We start from the raw sequence: 23,583 nt of genomic DNA, 5'->3' as shown, positions 1-23,583 counted from the left end.
AATTATGCGACTCTCCCTGCCAACCATTCAAAGTCCACTGGTTTTTTCAGCCAGTTGGTTTGTTCAATAAAGACACATGACAGCCAGACACAACCCCCTTCAATGGGTTCTGCCAGTTCAATTTTTTCACTCACAAATAAATTGTCATCCTTATAAAGCAGGTCTATTCCTTTCAGTGCATCAATCAATAGCTTTGGATAGTTATCGATATCAAAGCGGGGATAAGACGCAGCGCTGTAGTTACGGGTTTTAGCTGGTGGCTGCACAATAAGCCTGATCTCACAGGGCCTTGATATGGCTTTCCAGTCCAGCGCCCGCAATAACGGGGCATACATGCTGTTGACGTCCTGCTTATAGTGTTTGGCACCCAGTGACAGGCTGTTACGCTGCTTACCCTCTTCAGTGAGCGTGGCACGCCAGATATCATTGGCACTGATGCCATACGGCAACTTCACAGTCACAAAGCCATCCCCAATAATCATTTGTGCACCGGTATTGGCTTTATGCACAATGTCATCACCCTGTTTTTCAGTAAGCAGGGTTGCCCGTCTAAAGGTTGGAATGGTTTTACGTGGTTCCAATGCACGCTTTTCGCGGGCTGGTCGCTGGGTTTTTTTAGTATCCCAGTCAACCATTGGTGCCTTTGAATTTTTCCCCGTATTAAAAAAATTTGTCCAGTCACGACGCGCACGATTATTTTTCATCAAAGTTCCACTTAATTAGATTTGTGTCAGCTTTGATGTATAACGGATGTTTTGGCGAGCCATTCTGGTTGGTTCCATTATAAAAATTAGCCATTTTTCTTTGTCGCTCTACGTTTTTTTTGATAGTCAGCATAAGCTTTAGAACAAGCTTCACAGCGACAACCTATTGAGTAGCCGTACTTGGTGCCATGCTGATCAGCCTTAGGAAAACGGCCTGTCTTGCTATAGCCCGTTCTTATCTTATTTAGAGTTTTTTTATTCTGTTTACGGTTAGCCTCGGTGCAAAGCTCACAGCGGCAGCCGTAGTTTACATACGAACTATAAGTACCGTGCTTAGTTTTGGTAGATAGAAATTCACCTGTTTCAGCAAAATGGTTCCTGGCCTTTTTTTGAAAATTTATTGTTTGCTGATTGTGGGCATTTATACATATCTCGCAACGGCATCCATATCTGTAAGCCGTTTCTGTTCCATGCTTAATACTTTCATCCTTTTCTTTAGCATCACATGCAGGCCATTCACCATGAATGAGCGTCATGTAATCCGCGTCATTGCGTAGACCACGTACTGACAGCATTTCGGCAATAGAAGGCCATTTTATTAAACTCTTTACTCCATTTTGCTCACAGAACGCAGCCCAGTCAGGAATACAGGAATCTACCCAGCACTTTGCGTATTTAACCCAGCGTTTGATCTGGCCGTGCTGATATTTATAGAAAATGGGTGTATTGATATTTATACGGTAAAAATGCGCATCTGTTGGCCAGTCGGCAGGCCACTCTAATGGTGGACCTATTGATAACTTTGCCTTTTCTAACGCCTGTAGCCCTTCATCTTTGGTTTTAAATGGCGGTATGTAATTTTCGCCAGTAGTGCGAATGGCTTCTTTTGCTTCTGATTCGATCATGCTAATAATACTTTCAATGGTATTCATTCTTTTGGCTCCAGATATTCAATTTCTAATGCATCACACAGGCGATAGGTCATTTCCAAAGCAGTACTGATATCCATCACCAGCTCAACGCCCCCAACTGTGATGGTGCAATCATCAGAAACATTGTCATAAGGGTTAATATTTACTATGGGCAGCGTTACAGTGACTTGCTCAGGGCCAAAAGCACTACAATCAAATTCAATAAGCTCTACTGCTGCGGTCGCTCCGGCCATTAAGAAATTACCTCGCTATAAACCGGCTCAAGCACCGTGCCTTGCAGGTACATGCGGCTTTTTAGTTCAATTGTTTTGAAGTACTTAGCCAGCAAGCCTGGCTTAATACCGTTGTTGCGTAGTACGGCCATACAGTTCGCAGTAGCCCATGCAGATACAATTACAAGGCCATCTGGAATTTCTTCTTGAGTGATGCGCTTCCACTCCTCTGCTACACCAATCCAACGTGTTTTCAGACCATTGCCGCGCTCAACCTTGATGTCTGGATTTCCGCGCATAAAATCCTTAAACGAAATTGGCTCATCAATACGCCATGACACGTCATGCGGCTGCAAAGAGCCATCCGGCATGCGTACAGTGGTCAGGATAGTGACGCCCCAACGCTGTTTTTCATCAATCAGGCCATCCTGAATGCAAGGCACTGCCGCACCCTGATATATGGCCATTAAGGCTTTAGGCGGCAATGGTGCATTGTTGGGAAAATGCTCGAGAACATAATTCGCTACTGACAGGATTTCCCATTTGGCAGTAAGGTGCTTACGCTGGACAGTGGATGACGATTTAACTAGCTTACGTTTTTTCATTTCATCCATCCTTTGCTAGCTGTGCGCTGATCTGCCCAAAAACACTCAACAATCGCGCCATCTTCACCAAGTCTGGACCATAAGCGGTCGCCCATCAGTTCTTGCATTTTTGCAGTGGTCAGGTTACTCACTACAACTGTTGATTTTTGCGCGTCATGTCGGGCAGTTAGTACGCGATGAATGGCATTGATCTGGTTATCGCGCTGATCATCCAGCCCAACTTCATCAATCACCAGCACATCAGGATCAACATAACGCTGTAGGGTGGCTTTCTCGTTGTCACCTTCCTTTGCACGCTCCCGTACCCATGCTGTTGTAATGTCATTGGCAATATCGGCACTGGTGGCATAACGGGCAAACAATGGCTCTTTATCCTGTCTACGCGCCATCAGGTTGCGGATAATGGATACTGATAAATGTGTTTTACCCGTACCTGTTGAACCTACCATTATCAGGCAGCCAGTCTGGCCAGCCTGAATACGCTTGGTATAGGCTTTGGCCGCTGTTAGGGCCACACGCTGACCTGGTAATTCCTGTTTGTAATTCACAAAGCCACAATGAGAATGGCGGATTGGTACACCAGCTGCTGCATGGCGGGCTTTCTCACGGGCATTAAACAGTGCTTCATGATGTGCAGCCTCAGCCAGTTCGGCCTTAATAACGGCACATTCTGGGCACATGGCAGGCGCACCAATCAACGGAAAGTACTGGCCGTGAACGTCACAGTATTGGGGATGTGACTTATCGGTTAAATCGGCAACAAACATGCGTTTTGGAGCAGGTCGCGCTGGCCGTGATTTATAATCTGACAATTGTTTTGATGGTGCATTCATGATCAATACTCCATATCACTGACATCAACCGGGGGCAGGTCGGCATAGTCTGGTGGTGGCTGGTTATTCCAGTCCTGGTTGCAATTTAAATTGGTTTTAGAAGAACGTGAGGTGGCTGGTTTAGAGCCTGTGGCTTTATCACTCTTTTGCCGTGCCAGTTTTTCGTCTGCAAATGTGGATAAGGTGAAGGCCCATTGAGCATCCCACTTAAGCACTGACTGCTTTGTTCCATAATTGGCAGCGCATTTAGCAGCACAGCCAATAAACAGGGCTTTGAGTGAGGCTTCGTTTAAATCTGGAAAATCCTTAAGTGCCATTTGACGCCAGTGTTCAGGAATCGATGTGTATCCAAGCTGTTTCCAAGTCAGCATTCGTGGGTCATTTTTTTCTTCAAAATCACCCAAGCCACTTAAAAACGCCTCTGCCGCATCTTCATCACCAGCGGGATACATATAATTGTCATCTGGTACTTGGGGAGTGGTACTTGGTACTTGGGTAGCCGTAACATCACATGAATCTGGTTGTGACGTCACAGACTTGTCACGCGTGACAGGTTTGTTACCTGTTCGTGATATCACTTCATCAACCATGCGCTGTAACTCAACTGATTTGATGTCATAACGCGGAACAATGTTGTGCTCACGTAGAAAAGCAAATAATTCCTTACGACGCTCGCGGGCACGGCGCTGACGTTCACGGGCATTTTCTTTCTTGGCTTCGCGGTCAGGTTCTAGTTCCAGATACTCGGCAATTTCGCGGTCACAGCGTGATTGGTGATAGCCGTCATCTTCCAGCGTAAAAAATTCTGCCAGAATGATTTGCACCGCTTTCTTTTGGGATTTAGTGATAGCTCTTAACTTGCGGCAAATGTCCTCTACATCTGTACTCAAGGGCATTTCACTCTTGTAATACAGATCAAGGGCACGCCTGTAGTAGCACTCTTCTACAGGACTTAAGTGCACCGTATCTCTTGTAAAATCACCAATATGGTGTTCATAGTAGTGCATTACGCCGCACGCTCCTTCTTGTGCTTTGCCCAGTACTCTGCCCGTGCATGACAACACAATACGCAGCGGCAGCCCTGGTTGTAGTAATAGACAGTGCCATGTCCCGACACTTTGAGTTCTTCAGTCAATAAAGAATCAGATGAAGGTTTATCCTCACGCTCATTGATACGGCTTAATAAGTAATTACGTGCTTCTAGGCAGCTGATATCTTCTTTAAACGCGGCAATGACTTGCTTTGCCACATCAGTAGGATGGCCCGCAAAATAACTGGCATACATCGCTTTGACAGCAAATAAACTGTACTCAAAGCCGATTTTCTGGCCATACTGGATCACGAACTGATGAAACTGGCTTAATGTCAGCATTGGCTACCCCCTTTCTTGTAAGGATGTAGAGTCGGGCAAACGCCTATCCATTGACTTAAAGGCGGGGCTGGTTTGCCATTAGTATCAAGGTGCTTACAACGAGCACAGCCATGAAATAACTCATGATTAAATTTAGGCCCGTGGCGATGCCCAACACAGCGAATCAGTGAACTCATTTCGACCTCACTTTCGTTAGCTGGTTGAACTTACCCAAGGCATCAATAAACTTTCTCATATCTATTGGCCGTGGCTTGCGGCGGCCAATACTAAAATCTCTAATCTTTTCAGCACCAAATCCCGTAATAATGGAAACAAATAACCAACCGCAGGTTTCACAGACACGTTCAATAAATTCAGATTCAATAGTTTTCAAACTTGGTTTAGGTGATTGGAAAATCATGCTGCAGCCTCTACACCATTTGGGTAAAGGACATTACGCAGCTTGATAGCCCGCTCAAAATTCATGACTGCAACTGCCTTATCCAGCTCTTGTTTTAAGCGGCTTTTGGCTAATTTCTGGTTATGCTTTTTCCGGGGATGATCAGGTAAACTGGTATACAAGTGGAAACTGGCTTCATTGCAGACATCATATTTTCCAGTAACTACCCACCACATATTATTAATGTTGTAGTAAGCAATACCGGTATTTAAACGACCTTTGCGGTCATAGAACCAGACACGTTCACCATGCTTGATGGTGCTTTCATCCGCACTTCTATTATTGCCGCAACGCTCTTCACCGCAAGGACGGCCTAATTTACTGTCGTAGTCCCATCCTTGTTGATATTCAAATTTAATCCAGTCTAATACCGAGACAGCATGTAATTGAGGCCCACGTTCAACGGTTCGCTTACCCTCAACCACATATCCCGTAAAGATATTAGTCAGATATCTAGTAATCCTTTGACGGGTACGCTCCATTTCCAGCCGGAGCATATAAGGCATAATTTTTTCTTTGTTAAACTCGTAACGGCCTTTACGGTCTTCGCGTGTAGGCGTAATAATGTCCTGCCACATTTCAAATTCAACAGTATTACCAAAGATTTTTAACTCGCCTTTTAACTCCCCTTTTTCACAGCTACGGTGCAAGCGAGCAAAACTATCACTGTACTGACCAACATATTCTTGGGGGACAGTACAGATCCAGCCCATGCGATTAAGCTGTTGCACAATGCGTAAAAAAACCTGTTTTTTAAGTGTCTTATCCCATGCTTGACGGGCTTCCCATTCTTGCGGCAAGCCCCCATCATCTCGAACCATAACTGATGCATCGTGAAAGTAGATTTTGCCTGTGCGATTGATCCGTCCTTTAGTTAAGCTCATGCTGCACCGTCCTGCTGAACAGGTTCAGCCTCTTCAACAATGTCACACCAGCATTTGCCGGGATTAAAATACTGCAGTGGTGATGGCGCCCAGGCCGGTGTAACGGACTCAAGTTCATTGGTCAGCTTGATGTTTTTACCGCTATCAGTAGCCACATGCAGCAGATTACCCTGTACCAACTGGACACTACCTTTGGCGGTTGTTGCTGGATGACCGCCACGGCCTTTTAGAATGTATTGAACACGGTCGCCATCCTCGTATTTCTGACGCGGAATGGCTTTGTACTTGTTATGGGTAGAACAATAAAACTTACTCATTTTGAGCCTTCCTTTTCCAAAATTTCGGCAAGCACAGTGATGCCCTTGGAAGTAATCTTTAATTGCTGGTAAACATGCTCAACACCATGATTGTCAGGCTTTGGCTGCGTTACGATATGGGTTAGAACGCCCTGCTTTGTGCGGTTGGCATAGCCCTGCAACTTACCCTTAGGCGTGCGAAAGGCCCACTTACACTCAATAAGCATTGTGGTCAGCTGGGTCTGGGAAATTTTCAGGGCATTACAGGCTTCACGAATGCCAAACAGGTCAGCCGTATTGGTAATACGGTCTAATGCCTCGGCCTTAGGTACCAGTTGGGCAATTTGCTGCTCGGCCTGCTGTTTCAGGCGATACTGCTCTGCCCACGCAATTGCAGTGGCAGCCGGATCAGTGAAGTCAGGCAACAAGTTGCGCTGTTCCAGTTCAGACCAGCGATTAATCACGGCAGCACGTAAAGGCACGCTGTAACCCGTGATTAAAATCATGGTCAGTTGATGGTCCAGCTGATATTCCGGGTACTGCTGGTAATTCTGGGGGTGTATCCAGTAATGGATATACTGGCTGTCATTAAAGCCCAGCTGGGTAAGCACACTCTTGATGTCACGCATCATATGGCCATGTTCCTTGCGGGTGAGTTCCGCAATTTCACGGCTGGACATGGTGCGGCCAGCATTCAGGGGATTAAACGCTACTGCTGCCATAAGCACCCCCGCACAATCAGGGTGAACACAACCAGTAACGCCAATGCCCCTAACCAGAACGCTGTATGGCGTTTTGCTTTGCGCACATGCTTGGCTTCAACCACATTGATAAGAACCTGATCACACACTTGACGATTCAGTGACTCTTGAATCGCTTTGTAATACTGGTTTAAATACTCATTCGTTGTTAATTTCACTAGCTTGTGCAGTTCAGCCAGTTCAACAAAATCGCCATTTGTTACTGGACAGGCTTTACTATTGCAGTAATTCCATCGATTGCTTACATCAAGGTACTGCCACTCAAATTCATCGGAATTATTGACCGTGAAGTTTTTGACATAAGCGCTTTCAACCTGGTCCCAGTAGATTGCACCAGCTGGTTTATCCAGTAGAATTCGCTTGGCAGCGGTATAGCCGCCTAATATTTGAATGATATTCATACCCGTAACTCCTTTAGTTTAAAGGTCGTTACAGTTACCCATGGGTTTTCAATCACCTTGATGGGCTTGCTACGGTATAGGCCAGACCTGCGAACGCCCTGATATTCAGCATCAAAGTCAGCATGTGACCAGGGATAGCAGACGTAACCTACAATCTCTTTATTCTTATAAAGTGGCTTAGGGGTCAGGTTGATATCGTTCCATAAGTCGCGGTAAGCCTCTTTAGCCGTAAGCCATTCAGCTCCAAAGTGCTGTGCTCCCTCAAACTCAACCACACTACCAGAACGTAATTTAATAAAGCCTTCAGCCAGTGCGCTTTTTTCACTGATATCCTGTAGGCGCTCTACCCGAACTTTTTCAGTCACTTCCAGCGTGATGCGGCTGGCCTCACGCGGCATGAATAATGAGGACGTCCAACCCCCGTCAATTTCCTCATCAATCCGGCCAGCCTTATAAATAGAGCAGTCCTGATCCTGCGCATTCGTGGCGCGAACAAAAGTTTCTTTTATCCAAATAATATCGCCCGGGCGGACTTTAGCCCTAACCTGATGATAAATACCTTGGGTATGATTGCCCGACCAGAACGTAATAAAGCCAAGATCATCTACATCCACTGAAACGTGTTCAGGGTCAAATGGTGGCTGTGGGTCAAGAATGCGGCGGGTTTCAGTCTTAGGGTTAAGGGTGCGAATTAGTGCACGAACCATGCGGGTTTTGTACAACTGGGGTACAGCTTTACTTTTCAATTCAGACATTGCATAATTCCTTCATCGACTTAGTACCTGTTCAAAACAGATACGCTTAGAACCCAGCCTGGCCGCTGGGTTTTTCGTTTTTACCAGCCCCCGTTCAGGATCGGCCGGACTTCATCACTCGACTCAACCGCATAAAGCGGTGACTCTGCTGGTGGAAAAAATGATGCATCGCCCGGTGCAACTGGCTGGCATTCGTTATCAACCAACAGCGTTGGGCAATGCTTGCAGCACTCACCTGCTTTGGCTTCAGGACATGGACATTGTTTTTGGGTCATTTTCGGCTTCCTTGTTTTTCATTGTTAAAGCACTCATCAATGGCTTGCTCAATCTGAGCAAGGTCACACTGCATTTCATAGACAGCCGCTTTGATGTCACGGGCATCCCTCATGCAGATTCGGTTGTCACTCATGCCTGACTTGATCGCTCCGCTTAAATCACCTTTGGACTGACCAAGTTCAAGCATCATGGTCAAGAAGCACATCTGCGCCATGCTGGTTTCATTAGTTGCCTTATGAGCCTTAATACATACATAGCCCAGCTCAGCAGCGATGGCCAATAACGCATCTGGCTTGCCTGTAATACTACTAATGTGTAGAAACTCAGCCAGCGTGACCTGATGCGAATCGTCATTAGGATTTAGTTTTTTACGCAGGCCCTCAGGCTTGGTGCCCAGATATTCAGCAATCTGACGAATTCCGTAGGATTGAGCGATATGCTGTAGGGCTAAAAATATGTCTCTCATTTTTGGGTACTCGGTACTTTTTAAAAATTTGGCCGTGTAACTTGCCGTCCAGTTTGGCTAATCTTGTATTCAGGAAATACGTTCATTTACAGAGGTGGCTAACTTGGTTTTTCGACTGGAAGCAGTGTTAAATTCAGGACGTAATTCAATCCAAATATTCTGATAAGAATCGGGAAAAAGTTCTTTGCGGGTGCAAATGCCATGATCTTCCGCAATTACTGCTAGCAAAATTTTTTTATCCAAAGGAATTGAGTTCCATCCACTTACAGACGGAGGCTTAATTCCTAAAAAATTGGCTACAGCAGTACAGCCACCCAATGCATTAATGAGTTGGTCATCTGTCATCTTGCATCTCCTAACAATAAATCAATTATTAGGCAATCCTTATAAATAATCAATAGGCATTCCTAATTTTATTTATGTTAGGATTTCCTAACAGTTGTAATCGATAATTTGTCTTTTTCTTATGAAAACGTTAGCTGAGCGCCTTAAACTTGCGATGGAAGAAGCAACTCCTAAAAAAATGAAGGGTGTTGAGCTGGCACGCTGTGTAGGGGTCAAACCCCCATCAGTAAGTGACTGGCTAAGCGGAAAGTCAAAAACAATGGAAGGTGAAAATCTTTTAAAGGCTGCTACGTGCTTAGGTGTAAATGCTTTATGGCTGGCTAGTGGTACTGGCGAAATGCGCCCCTCCCAAACCCAGCATCAATTCCAATCTGGTCAGTCACAAAGCCAGTCACTAGGTATGCCACAGCAGCAGGACATCCGGGATTTACCTGTAAGACATGATGGCTTGCCACCATCCAAACAAACCCCTGTGATTTCATGGGTTTCTGCTGGCGATTACACTGAGGTTCTGTCTGGTGATTTATCTCGTGTGATTGAATGGATTCCCTATAATCCCAAGGCTGGTAAATACGGCTTTGCGCTTATTGTTGATGGCGTGTCCATGGAACCAAAATTCATGCCTGATGACCGTATTTATGTGAATCCCACTTTCCAGATTGATGAACTGCATACAGGTGATCTGGTCATTATGGCTTGTGATGGCGACGAAAAAGCAACCTTTAAAGAACTGGTTGTTGAAGATGGTAATTATTACTTACGGCCTTTAAATCCAAACTGGCAACCCAGGCTAATGCCAGTTAATGAACATTGCCGATTAGTAGGCAAGGTAGTGGGGCGGTTTAATGATTTTGATTAAATTAAAAAGGAAACGTAACAATGATTGCAACACTCAACAAAACCAAAACGGCGCTAAGTATTAATAAACAAGACTTTAAAGCAGCACTCGCTAAAATTGGCGATGGTATTGACAAGCAAATTGCATCACTAAAAAAAGCAAAGCAGAGCTATGACGCTGCTGAGTTTGCCCGAGAAGTTGTCAATGAAGCCAATATTTTTGAAGCAATAATCGAAGGGTATAATGAAGCAGAAGGCACTAATTTGAAGCTGGCCGATATCAGCAATCTTGGGCAAGCTCAAAGCTGGATTGATGATTTTTTGGAAAAGTATCATACCTAATATTTTATATAAAAACTCAAGGTTATCAAATGACTAGCTTTTACTTTTTATACGTTCTTGCAAATCATTAATTGCTGTTTCAAGTGATACCCGCCGTTCCGCTTTTGTCATCGCTTGAAAATTCTGGATTGATGCACTCAATTCGGCAGTGGTTTTAGCTATAGATTGTTCCAGTGATTTTTGCAGATTATGGTAAAGCTCGGCACTATTGCGGCTTATCTGCTTCAAATGCCTTAATTGTCGTGCATGTTTACAGTTACACTTCTTTTTATGTTTCAAAATCAACCTCGGAATTTTGCTTATGAAACCACTTATAGCCCAATCGCAATGGAATGGACGCTTCTACAATATTCTTCCTACCAATCATGTCATCACAGAAGGTTCTATAGGCATGTTTGTATTAGCTAGGCTGGATAGTGAAAAACCTGATCATTATATTCCCTTGGCATTTGGCCAAAGTGAAGATTTAGCAGGTGATCTAAATCCATTGATTGAATATTTAATAGATTTAAACCTTAATCCACACAAAACCATTCATGTTCATTACATGGGTGTACCTTATGATCGGGCAAGAGCTGTAGGAGTTCAGGAGTTTCTGGAAAACTATCCTCACCTGTTGCAATTAAGTGGTCAAACCGCGTTACTACATAACCCAGGTAAGCTATATTCCTTACTCCAGACGAAAGGAATTCGATAAGTAAACGCAGTCTATTTTCTTGCCGAAATTTACTTCTAATTTCAGGTAATTTATAAGAATTTTCAGTAAAATCAATTAGATTTCTATTTACACTACTTGTGCCTGATTGAATTAATTCAAAGAACTGATCTATTAAATAAGCCAATGTTTTTGGTTGACTAATACCACTAGTCATAAAAGCCTGTGCAATTTGCTGACGCGTTTTTGCCTCAAATGAAACAATCTGTTCATTAGATATATGACGCATCGAGATCCCATCATATTTATTTTTCTGCATATGCTTTTCAGTCTGCTCAAAATCTTCAAATTGCATAAACCACCTCTTTTCTACTCGGCCATGTGCCGGGTTTCTTTTTTTAATATAGCAGAAATTCATGAGAAATATTAGGTAAACCTATTTACTTTTATTTAGGTATGCCTAATAATAGATTTATCAAGCCAAAACACAGGCAATAAAAAGCCCCCGCGTTGAGTCGAAGCAACCGGAGGCATGACACCTAACTTTTGGGGTATTAGGAGTAAGAAGATTATGCATAACAAAACGCAGGAATTGCAAGCGACGGATGTTAGTTCATTTGCTAACGATGCCAAAATTTTTGCTGGTGGCCTGGGTACGTTGCTATTTACCATCGGCTATGGCCTGCACAACTGGGGCTTCTTCTAATGAACGCCCGCGCCACCGCTCCCAAAATATATCCGACCCCGTTCTGGGTGTTCGGCACTTATAAGCCAGGTGAAGGCATTTCCGGTCACATTGCCGGTAAGCCTTACCGCCTCGATGTTCAAACCCAAACGGTTTTTAAGAAAGTAGACGCCAGCTGGGTTGCCATGACTGACGCTGAATGCATACAGCCTAAATACAATATTAAGGATGTGCTGCAAGGCAAATATAACGATTTCCGTGACATTGCTGGCCGTTCAATCCGTCGTGCCAAGGCTAAAGGCTATTCAATCAATACTACCCGGCAGGCGAATCAACGCCGAATTTAACCCAACCGCCCTGCTTTGACGGGCATCCTACATAGGAAGTAATGATGACTCACTACTATGCCTGGAAGAACAATGAAAAGCGAGCACAGATGTACGGCAAGCCCTGTCGAATCATCGCACACGGTACACAGAACAGCCGCGAAATTGAGTTTGCAGATGGTACGCGCGAAATCGTTAGCGGCAATAGTTTAAGACGGTTGAGAGGTGAGCAATGACTATAATAGTTGATGCTGTTGACTGGGTAACAGCCGAACGGTTTTGTGAACTCACGGGTGAGTTACCTACCAATCTAAAAAATCTACGTCCATTGTGGGATGAGGGCCTTGTGTGGGTCCAACTTTCAGAACGCAAATTCAGCTATTCAATTAAGGGTTATAACAAGTGGGTAATGCAGAAGGCTCAGAGCTACCGCGCGGCACAAGAGCAAAAAATGGAAAAATCCAGATTAACTTTACATGGAACGGCAAACGCCAGTGGATCGTCCTTCCACTCAAGGACACCCATACTAACTTCACCAAGGCAGCTAAGATTAGACAAGAGCTAATCAAGAAAATAGAGTTTGATATTTTAACGCATGCTGATATTGAGGAAGTCACTGGCCGGCCATTTGAAAATGGCCAGGAAGATCCAAACATCACCTCTCCGACCAGTGTTCCGACATTTGCCTACTATGCCCAGCAGTACCTATTTAACCTGACTAACCATAAACAGGGAACCAAGGAAAAATACCTGTCCATCCTGGAGCGGATCTGGATGCCGCTACTAGCAGAAATGCCGATAGATGACATTAGCAGCCAGATGCTGCGTAATGCAGTTAATGGCCGTGAGTGGTCATCGGCCAAGGTCAGGAATGATGCCCTAATTCCGTTACGTGGGGTGTTCGAGCTGGCTGCTGATGATGAGGTAATTGATAAGAACCCGGCTGAACGCTTAAAGAACCAGAAGAACAATCAGGAACTCCCCGATCCTTTCACTGCTGGTGAACGTGACTTGTTGCTTCAATGGTTAAAGAGCCAGTGTATTACTGAGCGGCCAGTGGTTTATCTTTATTTTACTGTGGCGTTCTGGACTGGTTGCCGGCCTTCAGAACTGATTGCCCTCACCTGGCAGGATGTGGATTTTGTGAATCGGCAAATCTACATCAATAAGGGTCGGGTGAATGGTGTGCAGCAGGACAGCACAAAGACCAATAAAGACCGGTTTGTTGATTTAAACCAAACGGCTTTTGAAGCATTCCAGCAACTCAAGCAATTAAGTTATCTCAAATATGACCATGTGTTTATTTGTGCTGAGACTAATGAAAACTACAACACGCAGAAATCTTTATATAAGCATTTTAAAGCTGCGATTAAAGCCACAGGCTTGCGCTACAGGCCGTCATATAACACAAGGCATACTTATGCGACGGTTTGCTTGATGAGTGGCTTAAATCCGGTATATGTCGCTGATCAGCTTGGCCATAGTCTGGTCATGCTGATGAAAAGATACGCGCGCTGGATTAACAGTGACAAAAATAAAGAGGAGATTGCAAAATTAGAGAAACGTGCCCAAAACGTGCCCACAGGGGGTAAGCTCAGACTAAGTAATTGATTTTATTATTTAAAAATGGTGGGGGCGAAGAGACTCGAACTCTTACACCTTGCGGCGCTGGAACCTAAATCCAGTGCGTCTACCAATTCCGCCACGCCCCCTGAGAGAAGATTAAAAATGCACTGCATTTTCTTCTTGCTAGAGAAAAATCCATGATTTTTCTGTGAACGCATCATAACAAAACAGCTTATTCTTGCCTAGCATTATTAGCGCCAAATGTTCAAACATTGCGCAAATAAGCTTAATTTTTATCTATTTGCAGTTTTTGACCATTTTGATAAAGCAAATAATGCGTACCCAAGGCATCAAAAGCATCGTGTAAATGCAATTTAATTGTTCCCTTCTGACTAAAATCACCGTAGCTATGGCCTGCGCTAAATGTAGTATTAAACTGCTGCAAAATACGCTTTAAAATCCATGGATGGGCAAAAATCGAAACCTCAAGCACTTTTGCCTTACGCTTATACTGTTTCTGCCATGTCTTTAATTCATCTGCCATATGCTGAAACTTTTTGGAAAACTCCTCATAGTCTTCGGCAGAAAACCTGACCTGACGTGTCATAGAGCGATTCAACCATCTCCCCGCAATAATATCTTCCGTTTCATAATAGGGTGTCACAGGTTCAGGTAATGGTGTCAGTTCAGGCGTTAGGGATATTGGTGTATTTGACATTGTGAAGGGTTATTCCTACGGCAAGTTGGCAGTGATCACTATAGGTGATGATGAACACCCTGAAAAGCCTGCTGGGCCAGTTGCCGGATTTCAGTAACTTCGTTCAGGCGATTATGCCTATTCTTAGCCAGTAACCCATCTATGAGCATTTGAAAACTGGCCAAATTTTCAGGTAGCAATGGCACAGGTTGCTGACAGTGTTGCATAGCCCAACTTTGATAATCATTTGCATGATACAAACTTTTTCGCATCAATAGTTCATAAAGAATCAAGCCAAGGCTGTAAAAGTCAGTTTGTGCTGTCAATTGCTGTCCCAGAAACTGCTCTGGACTCATATAACGTGGTGTGCCTCTGATTGCATCCATTGCTTTCGTAGCAACATTGGATACTTGAGATTTAATGTAAGGTTGAGCAAATGCAAGATCAATCAAATACACATCAGAAGGCGCGTTAAGCAGAAAATTAGAAGGCTTTAAATCCAGATGCAACCAGCCGTTTTTGTGCAATGCAACCACTGCATCCAGCATGCCCAGCCATAATTGTTCTGCCTGTGGTAAAGTGCAAATCTGGCTACTCAGAAAATCCCTGATATTACCTTGTTCTATATAGGGCAAAACCAAATAACGCACTAATTCAGGCCGCGTGCTGGATGATTTTAAACATAATACTTCTTGCCCACTTTTCAATAATGGCAACCAGTATGATGAATTTAGTTTTCCTAACTCACTCAAGACCCGAACTTCGTTGAGAAATAATTCCTGCTCAATCTGGCCTGCTGTTACAGATAGGAATTTTATTATGTATAATGATTGATCATCTGTTGCTTGCGCCAGATAAAGCTGTGACCGTGCAAAATTCAGATGAGCTGCCTGTGCCCGCAATGGCCTGATTAAGTAGTATTGCCCGAGTCTACCTTCCATCAATATGGCAAAACCTGCAAACAATTAGATTTGTGCCCGGTGCACACGTCGCGATTCGATCGCCAGCAAGGTTTTGGCACACTCTTCATCATTTACAGATTGAGCAAGTAACTCCAGACGCTTGGCACTTAATATTTCAAGGCAATGCTCCAGGGTTTTGCCAATGCGGGCATGGGTTGCAATCCCGCTGATTTTTGGCCAGGTGGCACGCTCGCCTTCGTGTTGCAAGATCTGAAATAGTTTTTTGCTGGGATTTTTTAACATATAAGTATAATGACGCAAATTATAACTGCCAACAATGTTTACATCGCCATAATAACGCTGCCCAATAATTCCATAACCATGATCCAGCATGCGCCTCACAGTTGGCATACGGCCAAAACGTTCACGGGTAAAATCCATGGCGCCCATCGCCAGCATTTTGCCCTGTCCCCGCACAATCTTGCTTGGCCAGCTTAGTAAATCCTTGCGATAGCGCTGCACATCGGTTTGCATAAAAGGCACAATATGCGGGTTCACCTGACAGGCAATGGTATAGTTAATATTATAGAGCCGTGCAATCCGGGTACGTGGAAAGTCACTGCGTACACTGCCATCTACCCAGCGCAGCGATGACATATAAGGACTGTTTTTTCCTTCAGCATTTTTTGCAGTCAGTTTTACTGGCGGAAATAAAACTGGTACAGCACAGGATGCCAGTGCAGCACTCCACATTAACAAGTATGGCGACGTCAGTTCATTCATAATGCGAGGGGACTGGCTACCCTCAAATGGGGCTACCGCAATATTGATATGGCGTCCAGTTCTGGCAAATGCCTCTTCAAACGTATAATTACCCAGATTTTGCCGCAAAAATACCTTCAAAACATTGACATCGGCAATGCCACCGCCTCTTAAAATTTCAAACAGCTTTCGAAAGCGGAACGCATGCTGATAAAACCCATCACCATCATATAAATCAATCAGCTCTTCATCCGTATGTGTACCCAGCATGCCCGCCATCAAAGCACCAGCACTGGAACCGGAAAAAACTTTAGGCAATAAATCCTGTGCATGAAGCGCCTTACATACACCCGTGTGGAACAGGCCCAGCGTTGCACCACCAGAAAACATCAGGGCTGGCTGGCCATAACTATGTTTGGTGTCTTCAAAGAAGCAGTATTTTTCTGCGGCAGGTAAAAAATCAAAGTCATGTTCACACACGTAATACAGGCACTGACAAACCTCTTCAATATAGTCTTCTATCAATTTTTTAGTGCCAATATACGCATGACTGTACAGTAAGGGATGACCAATATTACCTAGATCATGGTGCAGGCCTTCGCGCAAAATCCGCACCAGCTCAACGTCCTTGCGCTCAAGGCGATAACGGCGCAAACGGGTCAGGCGGTCAGCAATCAGTTCATAATCGTAATAAGGTGAAGTATTGTCCAGCTTCCAGTCCTGCCTGCCTGTGGCCTCATCCAATTCCAGTGCCACCTCCTTCCAGGTTTGATAATCCTTTGCGGCTTGCAGATTCTGCTCAAGCTTTTTGATGCGGGTGGAAAGGTTTGAATGATGGGTATAAGTTGGCAAATGCAGATTCATAAAAGTTCCCTGTTGTATTCTTGCTAAACCGTAATAGCGGTTATTGCTAATTACTTAAACGTCCATTACTTATTGATTAACAACAGGCTTTAGTTAAGCTGATCTAAATCAACATGGTTTAACCTTTACTCATAGGTTATAAATAAGATTCCCAGCCATTTTTTGCAAGTCATTTTTAACAAGAAGCTGCTGAAAAAGATGAAATGAATCAAAACATAACATGGATGCTTCAATATCAAAGAACAGGTTATGCAAAGTGTCTATTGGTAAATATTTTTTCGGTTTTAAACTGATCTGTTAGAAAGACTGCATACACTCAGCTAATCTGCCTTCTACATTGTAATTAGACGACCACTGAGTAAGCTTACAGCGTCTAATATGACTTGTATCTTTAGACGCTAAGCTTCTTATTATACTATTTATTACCTAAAAAATTTTAGGCAGGTGGCTGTAATTCAGTCATTGGCCAGCGCGGAGTGGTTGTTACCTCCAGATCATCCTTTTGTCCGGCTTTAAGGCGTTGCCAGCCCGCAAAGGCAATCATGGCACCATTGTCTGTACATAACGCAGGTTCTGCATAATAAACCTGCCCTTTTATTTTTTTAAGCTCGCTTTCCAGACGCTCACGTAACAACTGGTTGGCACTGACCCCGCCTGCAATGACGAGTTGCTTTAAGCCAGTTTGTTTTAAGGCACGAATGGCTTTTTTAATCAGTGTGTCTACCATGGCTTCCTGAAAACTGGCAGCCAGATCAGCCTCACGGCCTTGCCCTCTTACCTTGTTATAACGCGTGAGTACAGCGGTTTTCATACCACTAAAGGAAAAATCCAGCGCTTGGTGCATCAGGGGCCGTGGCAAATCAAACGATTTAGGATCACCCTGCAACGCCAGTTTGGCAATATTTGGTCCACCCGGATATGGCAAGCCCATCATCTTGGCCACCTTATCAAATGCTTCACCGGCTGCATCATCAATGGATTCACCCAGAAGCTCATACTGACCGATTCCATAGGCGGCCATTAGCTGGGTATGGCCACCGGAAACCAGCAAGGCCACAAAGGGAAACTGGGGCGGATTATTTGACAATAAAGGTGCCAGCAAATGACCTTCCATATGATGCACGCCAATGGCTGGAATATTCAGCGCATAAGCCAGTGTGCGCCCAAATAATGCACCTGTCATTAAAGCACCCATCAGGCCCGGCCCACGGGTATAGGCAACTGCATTGATTTCCTGTTTAGTTATATCCATTTGCAATAACAATTGTTCCAGAAGCGGAATTAATTTGCGCACATGATCGCGTGAAGCCAATTCCGGCACGACACCGCCATACTCGGCATGCAGTTGAATCTGGCTATATAAAACCTGTCCCAATAAGCCGCGTTCACTATCAAATAACGCCAAACCCGTTTCATCACAGGATGTTTCCAAGCCTAAAACCAGCATAAGGTGCCTACCCGCAAAAGTCCTGCATAAAAAATAACTACAAACGGAGTTATTATAGTCTTGTTCTTGTAGATGTAAACGCGTAAAATACTGGCCTTTACTGCGTCCTTGCTTTGTATCTATCCAATGACTGGATAAACATCAGGCGCGTTAATATCAACCTCCAGAGGATGTTACATGCCACAAGTTAAGTTGAAAGAAGGCGAACCAGTTGACGTTGCGATCCGTCGTTTTAAGCGTTCTTGCGAAAAAGCAGGTGTATTGGCTGACGTGCGCAAGCGCGAATTCTACGAAAAGCCAACTCAAGAGCGTAAGCGTAAAAAAGCTGCTGCTGTAAAGCGTTACGCGAAAAAACTGGCTCGTGAGTCTGTTCGTACAACTCGCTTGTACTAATTAATCGTTTAATTTAATAACTATTAATTAGTAAGGTCTGTTTGCCATGTCTGCATTAAAATCCCAGATTACTGAAGCATTAAAAGCATCCATGCGCGAACGCGATATGGATACTGTCACAGTAATTCGTAATGTGCAGGCTGCAATCAAGCAAATAGAGGTTGATACTCGTGAAGAACTGGATGACGCACGAGTATTGGCAGTTTTAGAGAAACAAATTAAGCAACGCAAGGAATCTATTTCTGCCTTTTCTGGTGCAGGACGTGATGATTTGGCTGCTAAAGAACAATTTGAAATCGGGGTGATAAGTCAATTTCTGCCAGCAGCGTTATCCGAGCAAGAACTGGATACACTGATTGAAGATGAAATTAGCGAACAAGGCGCCACGACCATTCGCGATATGGGCAAGGTAATGAATGCATTACGGCCAAAAATCGCGGGTCGTGCTGATGCCAGTGTAGTTTCTGGAAAAATAAAAGCACGCTTAGGATAATCACTTCCTGCCCTGCAATAATAGATGTTGCAACAATCATTTTTTTAATATTTTTTATTTATTACACAATAATACAATTTCTTTAAACAGTTTTTCTTGAACTTTATATATTCTCGATTTAACCCATATTCCCTTCACAATATATGAGGATTAAAAAGGAATTTTTATGAAAAACGTATTTTCTGTAAGTAAAATATTTTCTATATCTGCCCTCACTACTGCTTTACTTCTTAGTGGTTGTGGCGGTGACTCCAATACTCATGATCAGTACAGCTATCCTGCCACAACAAGTCAAATTACCAGCACTGCAGATGTCAGCTATGCCAAAACTCAGGGGCTTGCAGCACAAAGCAAACTCATTACCTATACAATGCCCAAAGTAACTGACCCTGATAATAAAAACACGACGGCAACAGCAGTTGTTTTAGTGCCAAATGGTAGAGCACCTGCAGGTGGCTGGCCTATTGTAGTCTGGGCACATGGTACCGTAGGTGTAGCGGATAAATGTGCACCAAGCGCAAGCACCAATCTGGGCGGTGCTGATAGTTTAATTGCTAACCTGCTGATCAATGGTTATGTGGTGGTAGCACCAGATTATGAAGGTTTGGGCGGTGATGGTATTCATCCCTTCCTCAACGCCAATAGCGAAGGCGAATCCATTATTCATGCCGTTATAGCAGCCAAGAGTCTGGTTGCCAATACTTCTAATGACTGGATGGTGGTTGGCCACTCTCAAGGTGGACACGCAGCTATTGCTGCGGCTGAACGCGCCAGTGAAGCCCATTTGAACTTTAAAGGCGCTGTTGCCTATGCCCCTGCCTCTAATCTGGATGCAATTTTAATAGGTGGTTATCAGCAAGTACAAGCCGCACTCCAAACAGCTACCGGGATTCCTACTGCTCAGGCCACCTTACCTGGGCTGCAAACCTTCTCAGCGTTGGCTACAGCGGGCATTCGTGAAATTCATTCTGATTTTAAATATACAGATGCATTTACCAGTGAACGCTCAGCAACCATTGCCGCTAAAGCAGAGACAGATTGTACGAGCTCTTTAGCAGGTGCATTCAGCAATGATATTACCGCTTATTATAATGAGCCTGCGAATGCGACTAGTCTGTACCCTGGTCTTTCACCTACTTTCTATACAGTGCCAGCTATTGCTGAATTCCTGCAAAATTCAAAAATAGCAACAAAGCAAATTACCCAGCCCGTACTGATCATTCAGGGTGAGGCAGATACCACAGTACCTGCGCTTGCTACACGAAGCTTGGAAAGCCAACTACGAGCTGAGGGGACTAATGTTAATGTTGCTTACCTCCCCGGTAAAGATCACGGCACTGTGATTACAGAAGGTACCGATTATTTATTTGGCTTTCTACAACAGAACCTGCCTGCCAAATAATGCTTTTGCAATATCGTTATTAAAAACAAAAAGAGCGGGAATTTCTCGCTCTTTTTTATAGCTTGATTGGATTAAACGGCAAAAGTAAGCAGCCTGTGCAACTACTGTTTAGCGGGATAAATACCGAGTCATATCCTCAATACCGTTTAAAGTCATTGGGAACATTTTATCCTCAAAAATCTGCTTAATGGCTGCAATCGTTTGGGTGTAATGCCAATAACTGTCATCTTCAGGATTTAACCATGCGGTTTTACTAAAATGATGACGCATACGCTGCAACCAGACATTACCCGGCTCATCATTCATGTACTCAACCGACCCACCACGTGACATCAGCTCATAAGGCGCCATGCTGGCATCGCCGACAAAAATCACACGGTAATCCTTGCCATAGGTATGCATCAAGTCCCACGTACTCATACGACTACTGGAGCGGCGCAAGTTATCTTTCCAGACATGATCATATAAGCAGTTGTGGAAATAAAAAAACTCTAAGGTTTTAAATTCGGATTTGGCAGCACTAAACAGCTTCTCACACTGCTGGATATAACTATCCATTGAGCCACCAATATCAAACAGCATCAGCACTTTAACCCGATTGCGACGCTCCGGCACCATCTGGATATCCAGCATACCCTGACGCGCTGTCGCATCAATGGTTAGGTCAACATCCAGTTCCTCAGCAGCGCCCTGCCGTGCAAAACGCCTTAAGCGGCGCAAGGCAATTTGCATCTGGCGTGTGCCCAATACCTGATCATCATCAAGGTTACGGTATTGACGCTGTTCCCACACCTTGACTGCTGAACGCTGCCGACCTGGCCCACCGATACGCACACCCTCTGGATTATCACCATAAGCGCCAAATGGTGAAGTGCCACCTGTGCCAATCATCTTGTTGCCGCCCTGATGTTTTTTATGTTGTTCGCGCAAACGCTCTTGCAACATTTTCATCAGTTCTTCAAGTGAACCCGCTTTTTCCAGCAATGCTTTTTCTTCTGGCGTCAGGGTTTTTTCCAGCAGTTCCAGATCCAGCCATTCAGGTGGAATCTGCTTTAGCCGCTCCAGCAGCTCATCTGTATCAAGCGACTGAATGCCCTCGAAATAATCCTTGATAGCACGGTCAAACTTATCGTAGTAACGCTCATCCTTAACCAGACATAATTTGGCCAGATGATAAAATTCCTCACGATCCGCAAATACCAACCCTGCCTGAACGGCTTGATTCAAATCCAGCAGTTCCGTGGTGGTAACCGGCACACCGTATTTTTTCAGGGTATAAAACAGATGAACAAACATGGACTGCCCAGCTTATAACTCAGGTTAGCGACGTGACATAAAGGCAAGGCGTTCCAGCAGTTGTACATCCTGCTCATTTTTAATCAAGGCACCATATAATGGAGGAATAGCCGATTTGGGATCACGCTTGCGCAGTACATCTTCCGGCATGTCATCAGCCATGAGCAGGCTAAGCCAGTCGATCAATTCACTTGTGGATGGCGGTTTTTTCAGGCCCGGCACGTCACGCAGCTTGAAGAAAATCTGTAGTGCTTCACTCACCAGCCCTTCACGGATATTGGGGAAATGCACATCAATAATCTGGCGCATGGTGGCTTCATCAGGAAACTCAATGTAATGGAAAAAGCAGCGACGCAAGAAAGCATCCGGCAATTCTTTTTCATTGTTTGAGGTAATGATAACGACGGGACGCTGCTTGGCACTAATGGTTTCGCCAGTTTCATACACATAAAATGCCATGCGATCCAGTTCATGCAGCAAATCATTGGGGAATTCAATGTCGGCCTTGTCAATTTCATCAATCAGCAGCACGCAGCGCTCATCACTGGTAAAAGCTTCCCATAATTTGCCCGGCTTGATGTAATGCCCAATGTCATAAACCTTGTTATCACCCAGCTGGCTGTCACGCAGGCGCGATACAGCATCATACTCATACAGGCCTTGTTGTGCCTTGGTAGTTGACTTGATGTGCCAGGTGATCAGCTTCATGCCAAGGCTTTTGGCTACCTGTTCGGCGAGTAAGGTTTTACCTGTACCCGGTTCACCTTTAACCAGTAGGGGTTTTTGCAGAGTACGGGCTGCATTGACTGCCAGACGCAAGTTGTCTGTTGCAATGTACTGGTCTGTACCACTAAATTTTTGCTGTAGGTTTGTCATGGGATTCATCACAATAAGATCATTACAAAAGAGAAATTGGCGTCAATTAAGCTATACGGCTAAATCACTATATTATTCAGCAGCTGGCTGATGGTATTCCTGATATTTGTTCCACAAATATCCCAGAAAAAACCCAAGCGCTGACACAAAAAGAATTGGAACCAGATTAGACCAGATCAGGTGCTTTTCATCGGTTAGGAAGCCAAACATTAGCCCGACAATTGCTGGTGCAATCTTGGCATTGGTTCCTTCAGTAATGGTTGGCGATAGCAGCACTGCAAACAGGAATATCCAGCTCATGCCACCAATAGGCCGTGGCAACGCCCGGGCAATAAAATACCAGAGCCAAAGCACAAACAGGCTACCACCCAGATAGATGGCAATTGCCAGATAATATTCAGGAATGTTGTCGAGAAATGCAAAGAGGTCAGGCACCGCGCAAGCCCTCTGGTGCAGGCGCTGTGGCAGAAATCAGCCCTTCTGGTGGAAGTTGCAGAAAATATCCTTGCTGGTTAAAAGCTTGCAAGACATCCTGAACATTGACACGCGCCAGTTTACGGTCAGGCTGTAGTTCCAGATGCATGACAAATGTAGCACGGCCAAAAGCCTGCCTTAATGACGCAGGAACCACGGCAAGCGGGTCTAGGACATCGGCATCATCCGGATAATCCGGGCGCGCAATGTACAGATACATTTCATCTTTTTTGCTGGACTTATAAATATCGCAATGCATAGATGTCAACATGGATCACCAATAAC

33 protein-coding genes and 1 tRNA gene are annotated in these 23,583 nt (G+C 44.5%); 8 read left to right on the top strand and 26 right to left on the bottom strand.

What is annotated here, in order from left to right; genetic code table 11:
* Positions 1-2 precede the first annotated feature (2 nt).
* The 16 genes from Q337_RS0103095 to Q337_RS0103015 all read right to left on the bottom strand — a co-directional run bounded on the left by Q337_RS0103095 (position 3) and on the right by Q337_RS0103015 (position 9,281).
* Positions 3-704, bottom strand: coding sequence for a RusA family crossover junction endodeoxyribonuclease (locus Q337_RS0103095; protein WP_084494693.1), 702 nt, complete (start codon positions 702-704; stop codon positions 3-5).
* An 86-nt stretch (positions 705-790) separates the two neighbouring features.
* Positions 791-1,636: a hypothetical protein gene (locus Q337_RS0103085; protein WP_026470340.1), complete on the bottom strand. Its 846-nt coding sequence runs from the start codon at positions 1,634-1,636 to the stop codon at positions 791-793.
* A complete protein-coding gene (locus tag Q337_RS0103080; protein WP_026470339.1) occupies positions 1,633-1,869 on the bottom strand; it encodes a hypothetical protein in 237 nt (78 codons plus the stop codon). Before Q337_RS0103080 ends, Q337_RS0103085 begins: the two co-directional genes overlap by 4 nt.
* On the bottom strand, positions 1,869-2,453 hold the full coding sequence (locus tag Q337_RS16575; protein ID WP_156935688.1) for a hypothetical protein: 585 nt from the start codon (positions 2,451-2,453) through the stop codon (positions 1,869-1,871). The genes Q337_RS0103080 and Q337_RS16575 overlap by 1 nt, the downstream gene beginning before the upstream one ends.
* On the bottom strand, positions 2,450-3,286 hold the full coding sequence (locus Q337_RS16570) for an ATP-binding protein (RefSeq protein ID WP_051526514.1): 837 nt from the start codon (positions 3,284-3,286) through the stop codon (positions 2,450-2,452). The genes Q337_RS16575 and Q337_RS16570 overlap by 4 nt, the downstream gene beginning before the upstream one ends.
* A 2-nt stretch (positions 3,287-3,288) precedes the next feature.
* Entirely contained in the window at positions 3,289-4,293 is a 1,005-nt protein-coding gene (locus tag Q337_RS18240) for a YdaU family protein (RefSeq protein ID WP_084494692.1), read from the bottom strand.
* Positions 4,293-4,658: a hypothetical protein gene (locus Q337_RS0103060; RefSeq protein WP_026470338.1), complete on the bottom strand. Its 366-nt coding sequence runs from the start codon at positions 4,656-4,658 to the stop codon at positions 4,293-4,295. Before Q337_RS0103060 ends, Q337_RS18240 begins: the two co-directional genes overlap by 1 nt.
* 172 nt (positions 4,659-4,830) lie before the next feature.
* Entirely contained in the window at positions 4,831-5,058 is a 228-nt protein-coding gene (locus Q337_RS0103055; protein ID WP_026470337.1) for a hypothetical protein, read from the bottom strand.
* Positions 5,055-5,981, bottom strand: coding sequence for a UvrB/UvrC motif-containing protein (locus Q337_RS16560; RefSeq protein WP_051526512.1), 927 nt, complete (start codon positions 5,979-5,981; stop codon positions 5,055-5,057). The genes Q337_RS0103055 and Q337_RS16560 overlap by 4 nt, the downstream gene beginning before the upstream one ends.
* Positions 5,978-6,298, bottom strand: a complete 321-nt coding sequence (locus Q337_RS0103045; RefSeq protein ID WP_026470336.1) for a hypothetical protein — start codon at positions 6,296-6,298, stop codon at positions 5,978-5,980. The genes Q337_RS16560 and Q337_RS0103045 overlap by 4 nt, the downstream gene beginning before the upstream one ends.
* A complete protein-coding gene (locus Q337_RS18235) occupies positions 6,295-6,999 on the bottom strand; it encodes a phage antirepressor KilAC domain-containing protein (RefSeq protein WP_051526511.1) in 705 nt (234 codons plus the stop codon). Before Q337_RS18235 ends, Q337_RS0103045 begins: the two co-directional genes overlap by 4 nt.
* Positions 6,987-7,439, bottom strand: a complete 453-nt coding sequence (locus Q337_RS0103035) for a hypothetical protein (RefSeq protein WP_026470335.1) — start codon at positions 7,437-7,439, stop codon at positions 6,987-6,989. Before Q337_RS0103035 ends, Q337_RS18235 begins: the two co-directional genes overlap by 13 nt.
* Positions 7,436-8,194, bottom strand: a complete 759-nt coding sequence (locus Q337_RS0103030) for a hypothetical protein (protein ID WP_026470334.1) — start codon at positions 8,192-8,194, stop codon at positions 7,436-7,438. The genes Q337_RS0103035 and Q337_RS0103030 overlap by 4 nt, the downstream gene beginning before the upstream one ends.
* An 80-nt stretch (positions 8,195-8,274) precedes the next feature.
* On the bottom strand, positions 8,275-8,469 hold the full coding sequence (locus Q337_RS0103025) for a hypothetical protein (RefSeq protein ID WP_026470333.1): 195 nt from the start codon (positions 8,467-8,469) through the stop codon (positions 8,275-8,277).
* A complete protein-coding gene (locus Q337_RS0103020) occupies positions 8,466-8,936 on the bottom strand; it encodes a phage regulatory CII family protein (RefSeq protein WP_026470332.1) in 471 nt (156 codons plus the stop codon). The genes Q337_RS0103025 and Q337_RS0103020 overlap by 4 nt, the downstream gene beginning before the upstream one ends.
* A gap of 69 nt (positions 8,937-9,005) precedes the next feature.
* On the bottom strand, positions 9,006-9,281 hold the full coding sequence (locus Q337_RS0103015) for a Cro/CI family transcriptional regulator (protein WP_026470331.1): 276 nt from the start codon (positions 9,279-9,281) through the stop codon (positions 9,006-9,008).
* Positions 9,282-9,402: 121 nt separating this feature from the next.
* Here Q337_RS0103015 and Q337_RS0103010 point away from each other — a divergent pair, with 121 nt between their 5' ends.
* Together Q337_RS0103010 and Q337_RS0103005 are read left to right on the top strand one after the other, a co-directional pair.
* On the top strand, positions 9,403-10,140 hold the full coding sequence (locus Q337_RS0103010; RefSeq protein ID WP_026470330.1) for an XRE family transcriptional regulator: 738 nt from the start codon (positions 9,403-9,405) through the stop codon (positions 10,138-10,140).
* Positions 10,141-10,160: 20 nt separating this feature from the next.
* Entirely contained in the window at positions 10,161-10,460 is a 300-nt protein-coding gene (locus Q337_RS0103005; RefSeq protein ID WP_026470329.1) for a hypothetical protein, read from the top strand.
* A gap of 515 nt (positions 10,461-10,975) precedes the next feature.
* On the opposite strand, the gene Q337_RS0102995 is transcribed toward Q337_RS0103005, so the two are convergent.
* On the bottom strand, positions 10,976-11,470 hold the full coding sequence (locus tag Q337_RS0102995) for a hypothetical protein (RefSeq protein ID WP_156935687.1): 495 nt from the start codon (positions 11,468-11,470) through the stop codon (positions 10,976-10,978).
* A gap of 216 nt (positions 11,471-11,686) precedes the next feature.
* Here Q337_RS0102995 and Q337_RS19290 point away from each other — a divergent pair, with 216 nt between their 5' ends.
* The 3 genes from Q337_RS19290 to Q337_RS0102975 all read left to right on the top strand — a co-directional run bounded on the left by Q337_RS19290 (position 11,687) and on the right by Q337_RS0102975 (position 13,737).
* Positions 11,687-11,821, top strand: coding sequence for a hypothetical protein (locus tag Q337_RS19290; RefSeq protein WP_265596960.1), 135 nt, complete (start codon positions 11,687-11,689; stop codon positions 11,819-11,821).
* Positions 11,821-12,147: a hypothetical protein gene (locus tag Q337_RS0102985; RefSeq protein ID WP_026470326.1), complete on the top strand. Its 327-nt coding sequence runs from the start codon at positions 11,821-11,823 to the stop codon at positions 12,145-12,147. The genes Q337_RS19290 and Q337_RS0102985 overlap by 1 nt, the downstream gene beginning before the upstream one ends.
* Before the next feature lie 381 nt (positions 12,148-12,528).
* On the top strand, positions 12,529-13,737 hold the full coding sequence (locus tag Q337_RS0102975; RefSeq protein ID WP_026470325.1) for a site-specific integrase: 1,209 nt from the start codon (positions 12,529-12,531) through the stop codon (positions 13,735-13,737).
* 16 nt (positions 13,738-13,753) lie between these two features.
* On the opposite strand, the gene Q337_RS0102970 is transcribed toward Q337_RS0102975, so the two are convergent.
* From Q337_RS0102970 to tsaD, 5 genes are all read right to left on the bottom strand, one after another.
* Positions 13,754-13,838: transfer RNA gene (locus Q337_RS0102970), tRNA-Leu, on the bottom strand.
* A gap of 140 nt (positions 13,839-13,978) precedes the next feature.
* Positions 13,979-14,410 (bottom strand): hypothetical protein, encoded by a 432-nt coding sequence (locus Q337_RS16550; RefSeq protein ID WP_034279168.1) that lies wholly within the window; start codon positions 14,408-14,410, stop codon positions 13,979-13,981.
* A gap of 38 nt (positions 14,411-14,448) precedes the next feature.
* The gene (locus Q337_RS18230; RefSeq protein ID WP_156935686.1) at positions 14,449-15,330 is read right to left on the bottom strand and encodes a serine/threonine-protein kinase; all 882 of its coding nucleotides are present in this window, start codon (positions 15,328-15,330) and stop codon (positions 14,449-14,451) included.
* A 24-nt stretch (positions 15,331-15,354) separates the two neighbouring features.
* Entirely contained in the window at positions 15,355-16,917 is a 1,563-nt protein-coding gene (locus tag Q337_RS16540; RefSeq protein WP_051526508.1) for a DUF3336 domain-containing protein, read from the bottom strand.
* A 436-nt stretch (positions 16,918-17,353) separates the two neighbouring features.
* Positions 17,354-18,364 (bottom strand): tRNA (adenosine(37)-N6)-threonylcarbamoyltransferase complex transferase subunit TsaD, encoded by a 1,011-nt coding sequence (gene tsaD / locus Q337_RS0102945; protein ID WP_026470323.1) that lies wholly within the window; start codon positions 18,362-18,364, stop codon positions 17,354-17,356.
* 177 nt (positions 18,365-18,541) lie between these two features.
* On the opposite strand from tsaD, the gene rpsU reads away from it, so the two are divergent.
* The 3 genes from rpsU (at position 18,542) to Q337_RS0102930 (ending at position 20,652) form a co-directional block, all read left to right on the top strand.
* On the top strand, positions 18,542-18,757 hold the full coding sequence (rpsU, locus tag Q337_RS0102940; protein ID WP_026470322.1) for a 30S ribosomal protein S21: 216 nt from the start codon (positions 18,542-18,544) through the stop codon (positions 18,755-18,757).
* Positions 18,758-18,803: 46 nt separating this feature from the next.
* Positions 18,804-19,250: a GatB/YqeY domain-containing protein gene (locus Q337_RS0102935; protein WP_026470321.1), complete on the top strand. Its 447-nt coding sequence runs from the start codon at positions 18,804-18,806 to the stop codon at positions 19,248-19,250.
* 166 nt (positions 19,251-19,416) lie between these two features.
* Complete coding sequence (locus Q337_RS0102930; RefSeq protein ID WP_034279167.1) at positions 19,417-20,652, top strand: alpha/beta hydrolase family protein; 1,236 nt, start codon at positions 19,417-19,419, stop codon at positions 20,650-20,652.
* A gap of 108 nt (positions 20,653-20,760) precedes the next feature.
* Here Q337_RS0102930 and Q337_RS0102925 read toward each other — a convergent pair whose 3' ends face one another.
* The 4 genes from Q337_RS0102925 to Q337_RS0102910 all read right to left on the bottom strand — a co-directional run bounded on the left by Q337_RS0102925 (position 20,761) and on the right by Q337_RS0102910 (position 23,557).
* Positions 20,761-21,948 carry a vWA domain-containing protein gene (locus Q337_RS0102925; protein ID WP_026470319.1) on the bottom strand — a complete coding sequence of 396 codons (1,188 nt, stop codon included), beginning with the start codon at positions 21,946-21,948 and terminating at the stop codon, positions 20,761-20,763.
* A gap of 24 nt (positions 21,949-21,972) precedes the next feature.
* The gene (locus Q337_RS0102920) at positions 21,973-22,824 is read right to left on the bottom strand and encodes an AAA family ATPase (protein ID WP_026470318.1); all 852 of its coding nucleotides are present in this window, start codon (positions 22,822-22,824) and stop codon (positions 21,973-21,975) included.
* 72 nt (positions 22,825-22,896) lie between these two features.
* Entirely contained in the window at positions 22,897-23,259 is a 363-nt protein-coding gene (locus tag Q337_RS0102915; protein WP_026470317.1) for a hypothetical protein, read from the bottom strand.
* Positions 23,252-23,557 (bottom strand): YcgL domain-containing protein, encoded by a 306-nt coding sequence (locus Q337_RS0102910; protein ID WP_026470316.1) that lies wholly within the window; start codon positions 23,555-23,557, stop codon positions 23,252-23,254. The genes Q337_RS0102915 and Q337_RS0102910 overlap by 8 nt, the downstream gene beginning before the upstream one ends.
* Between the last annotated feature and the right edge of the window lie 26 nt (positions 23,558-23,583).

Origin of the sequence: Alkanindiges illinoisensis DSM 15370, from assembly GCF_000619845.1 — a bacterium.
GTDB classification, from domain to species: Bacteria; Pseudomonadota; Gammaproteobacteria; order Pseudomonadales; family Moraxellaceae; genus Alkanindiges; species Alkanindiges illinoisensis.
This window is presented reverse-complemented; position numbering and strand designations above follow the sequence as displayed.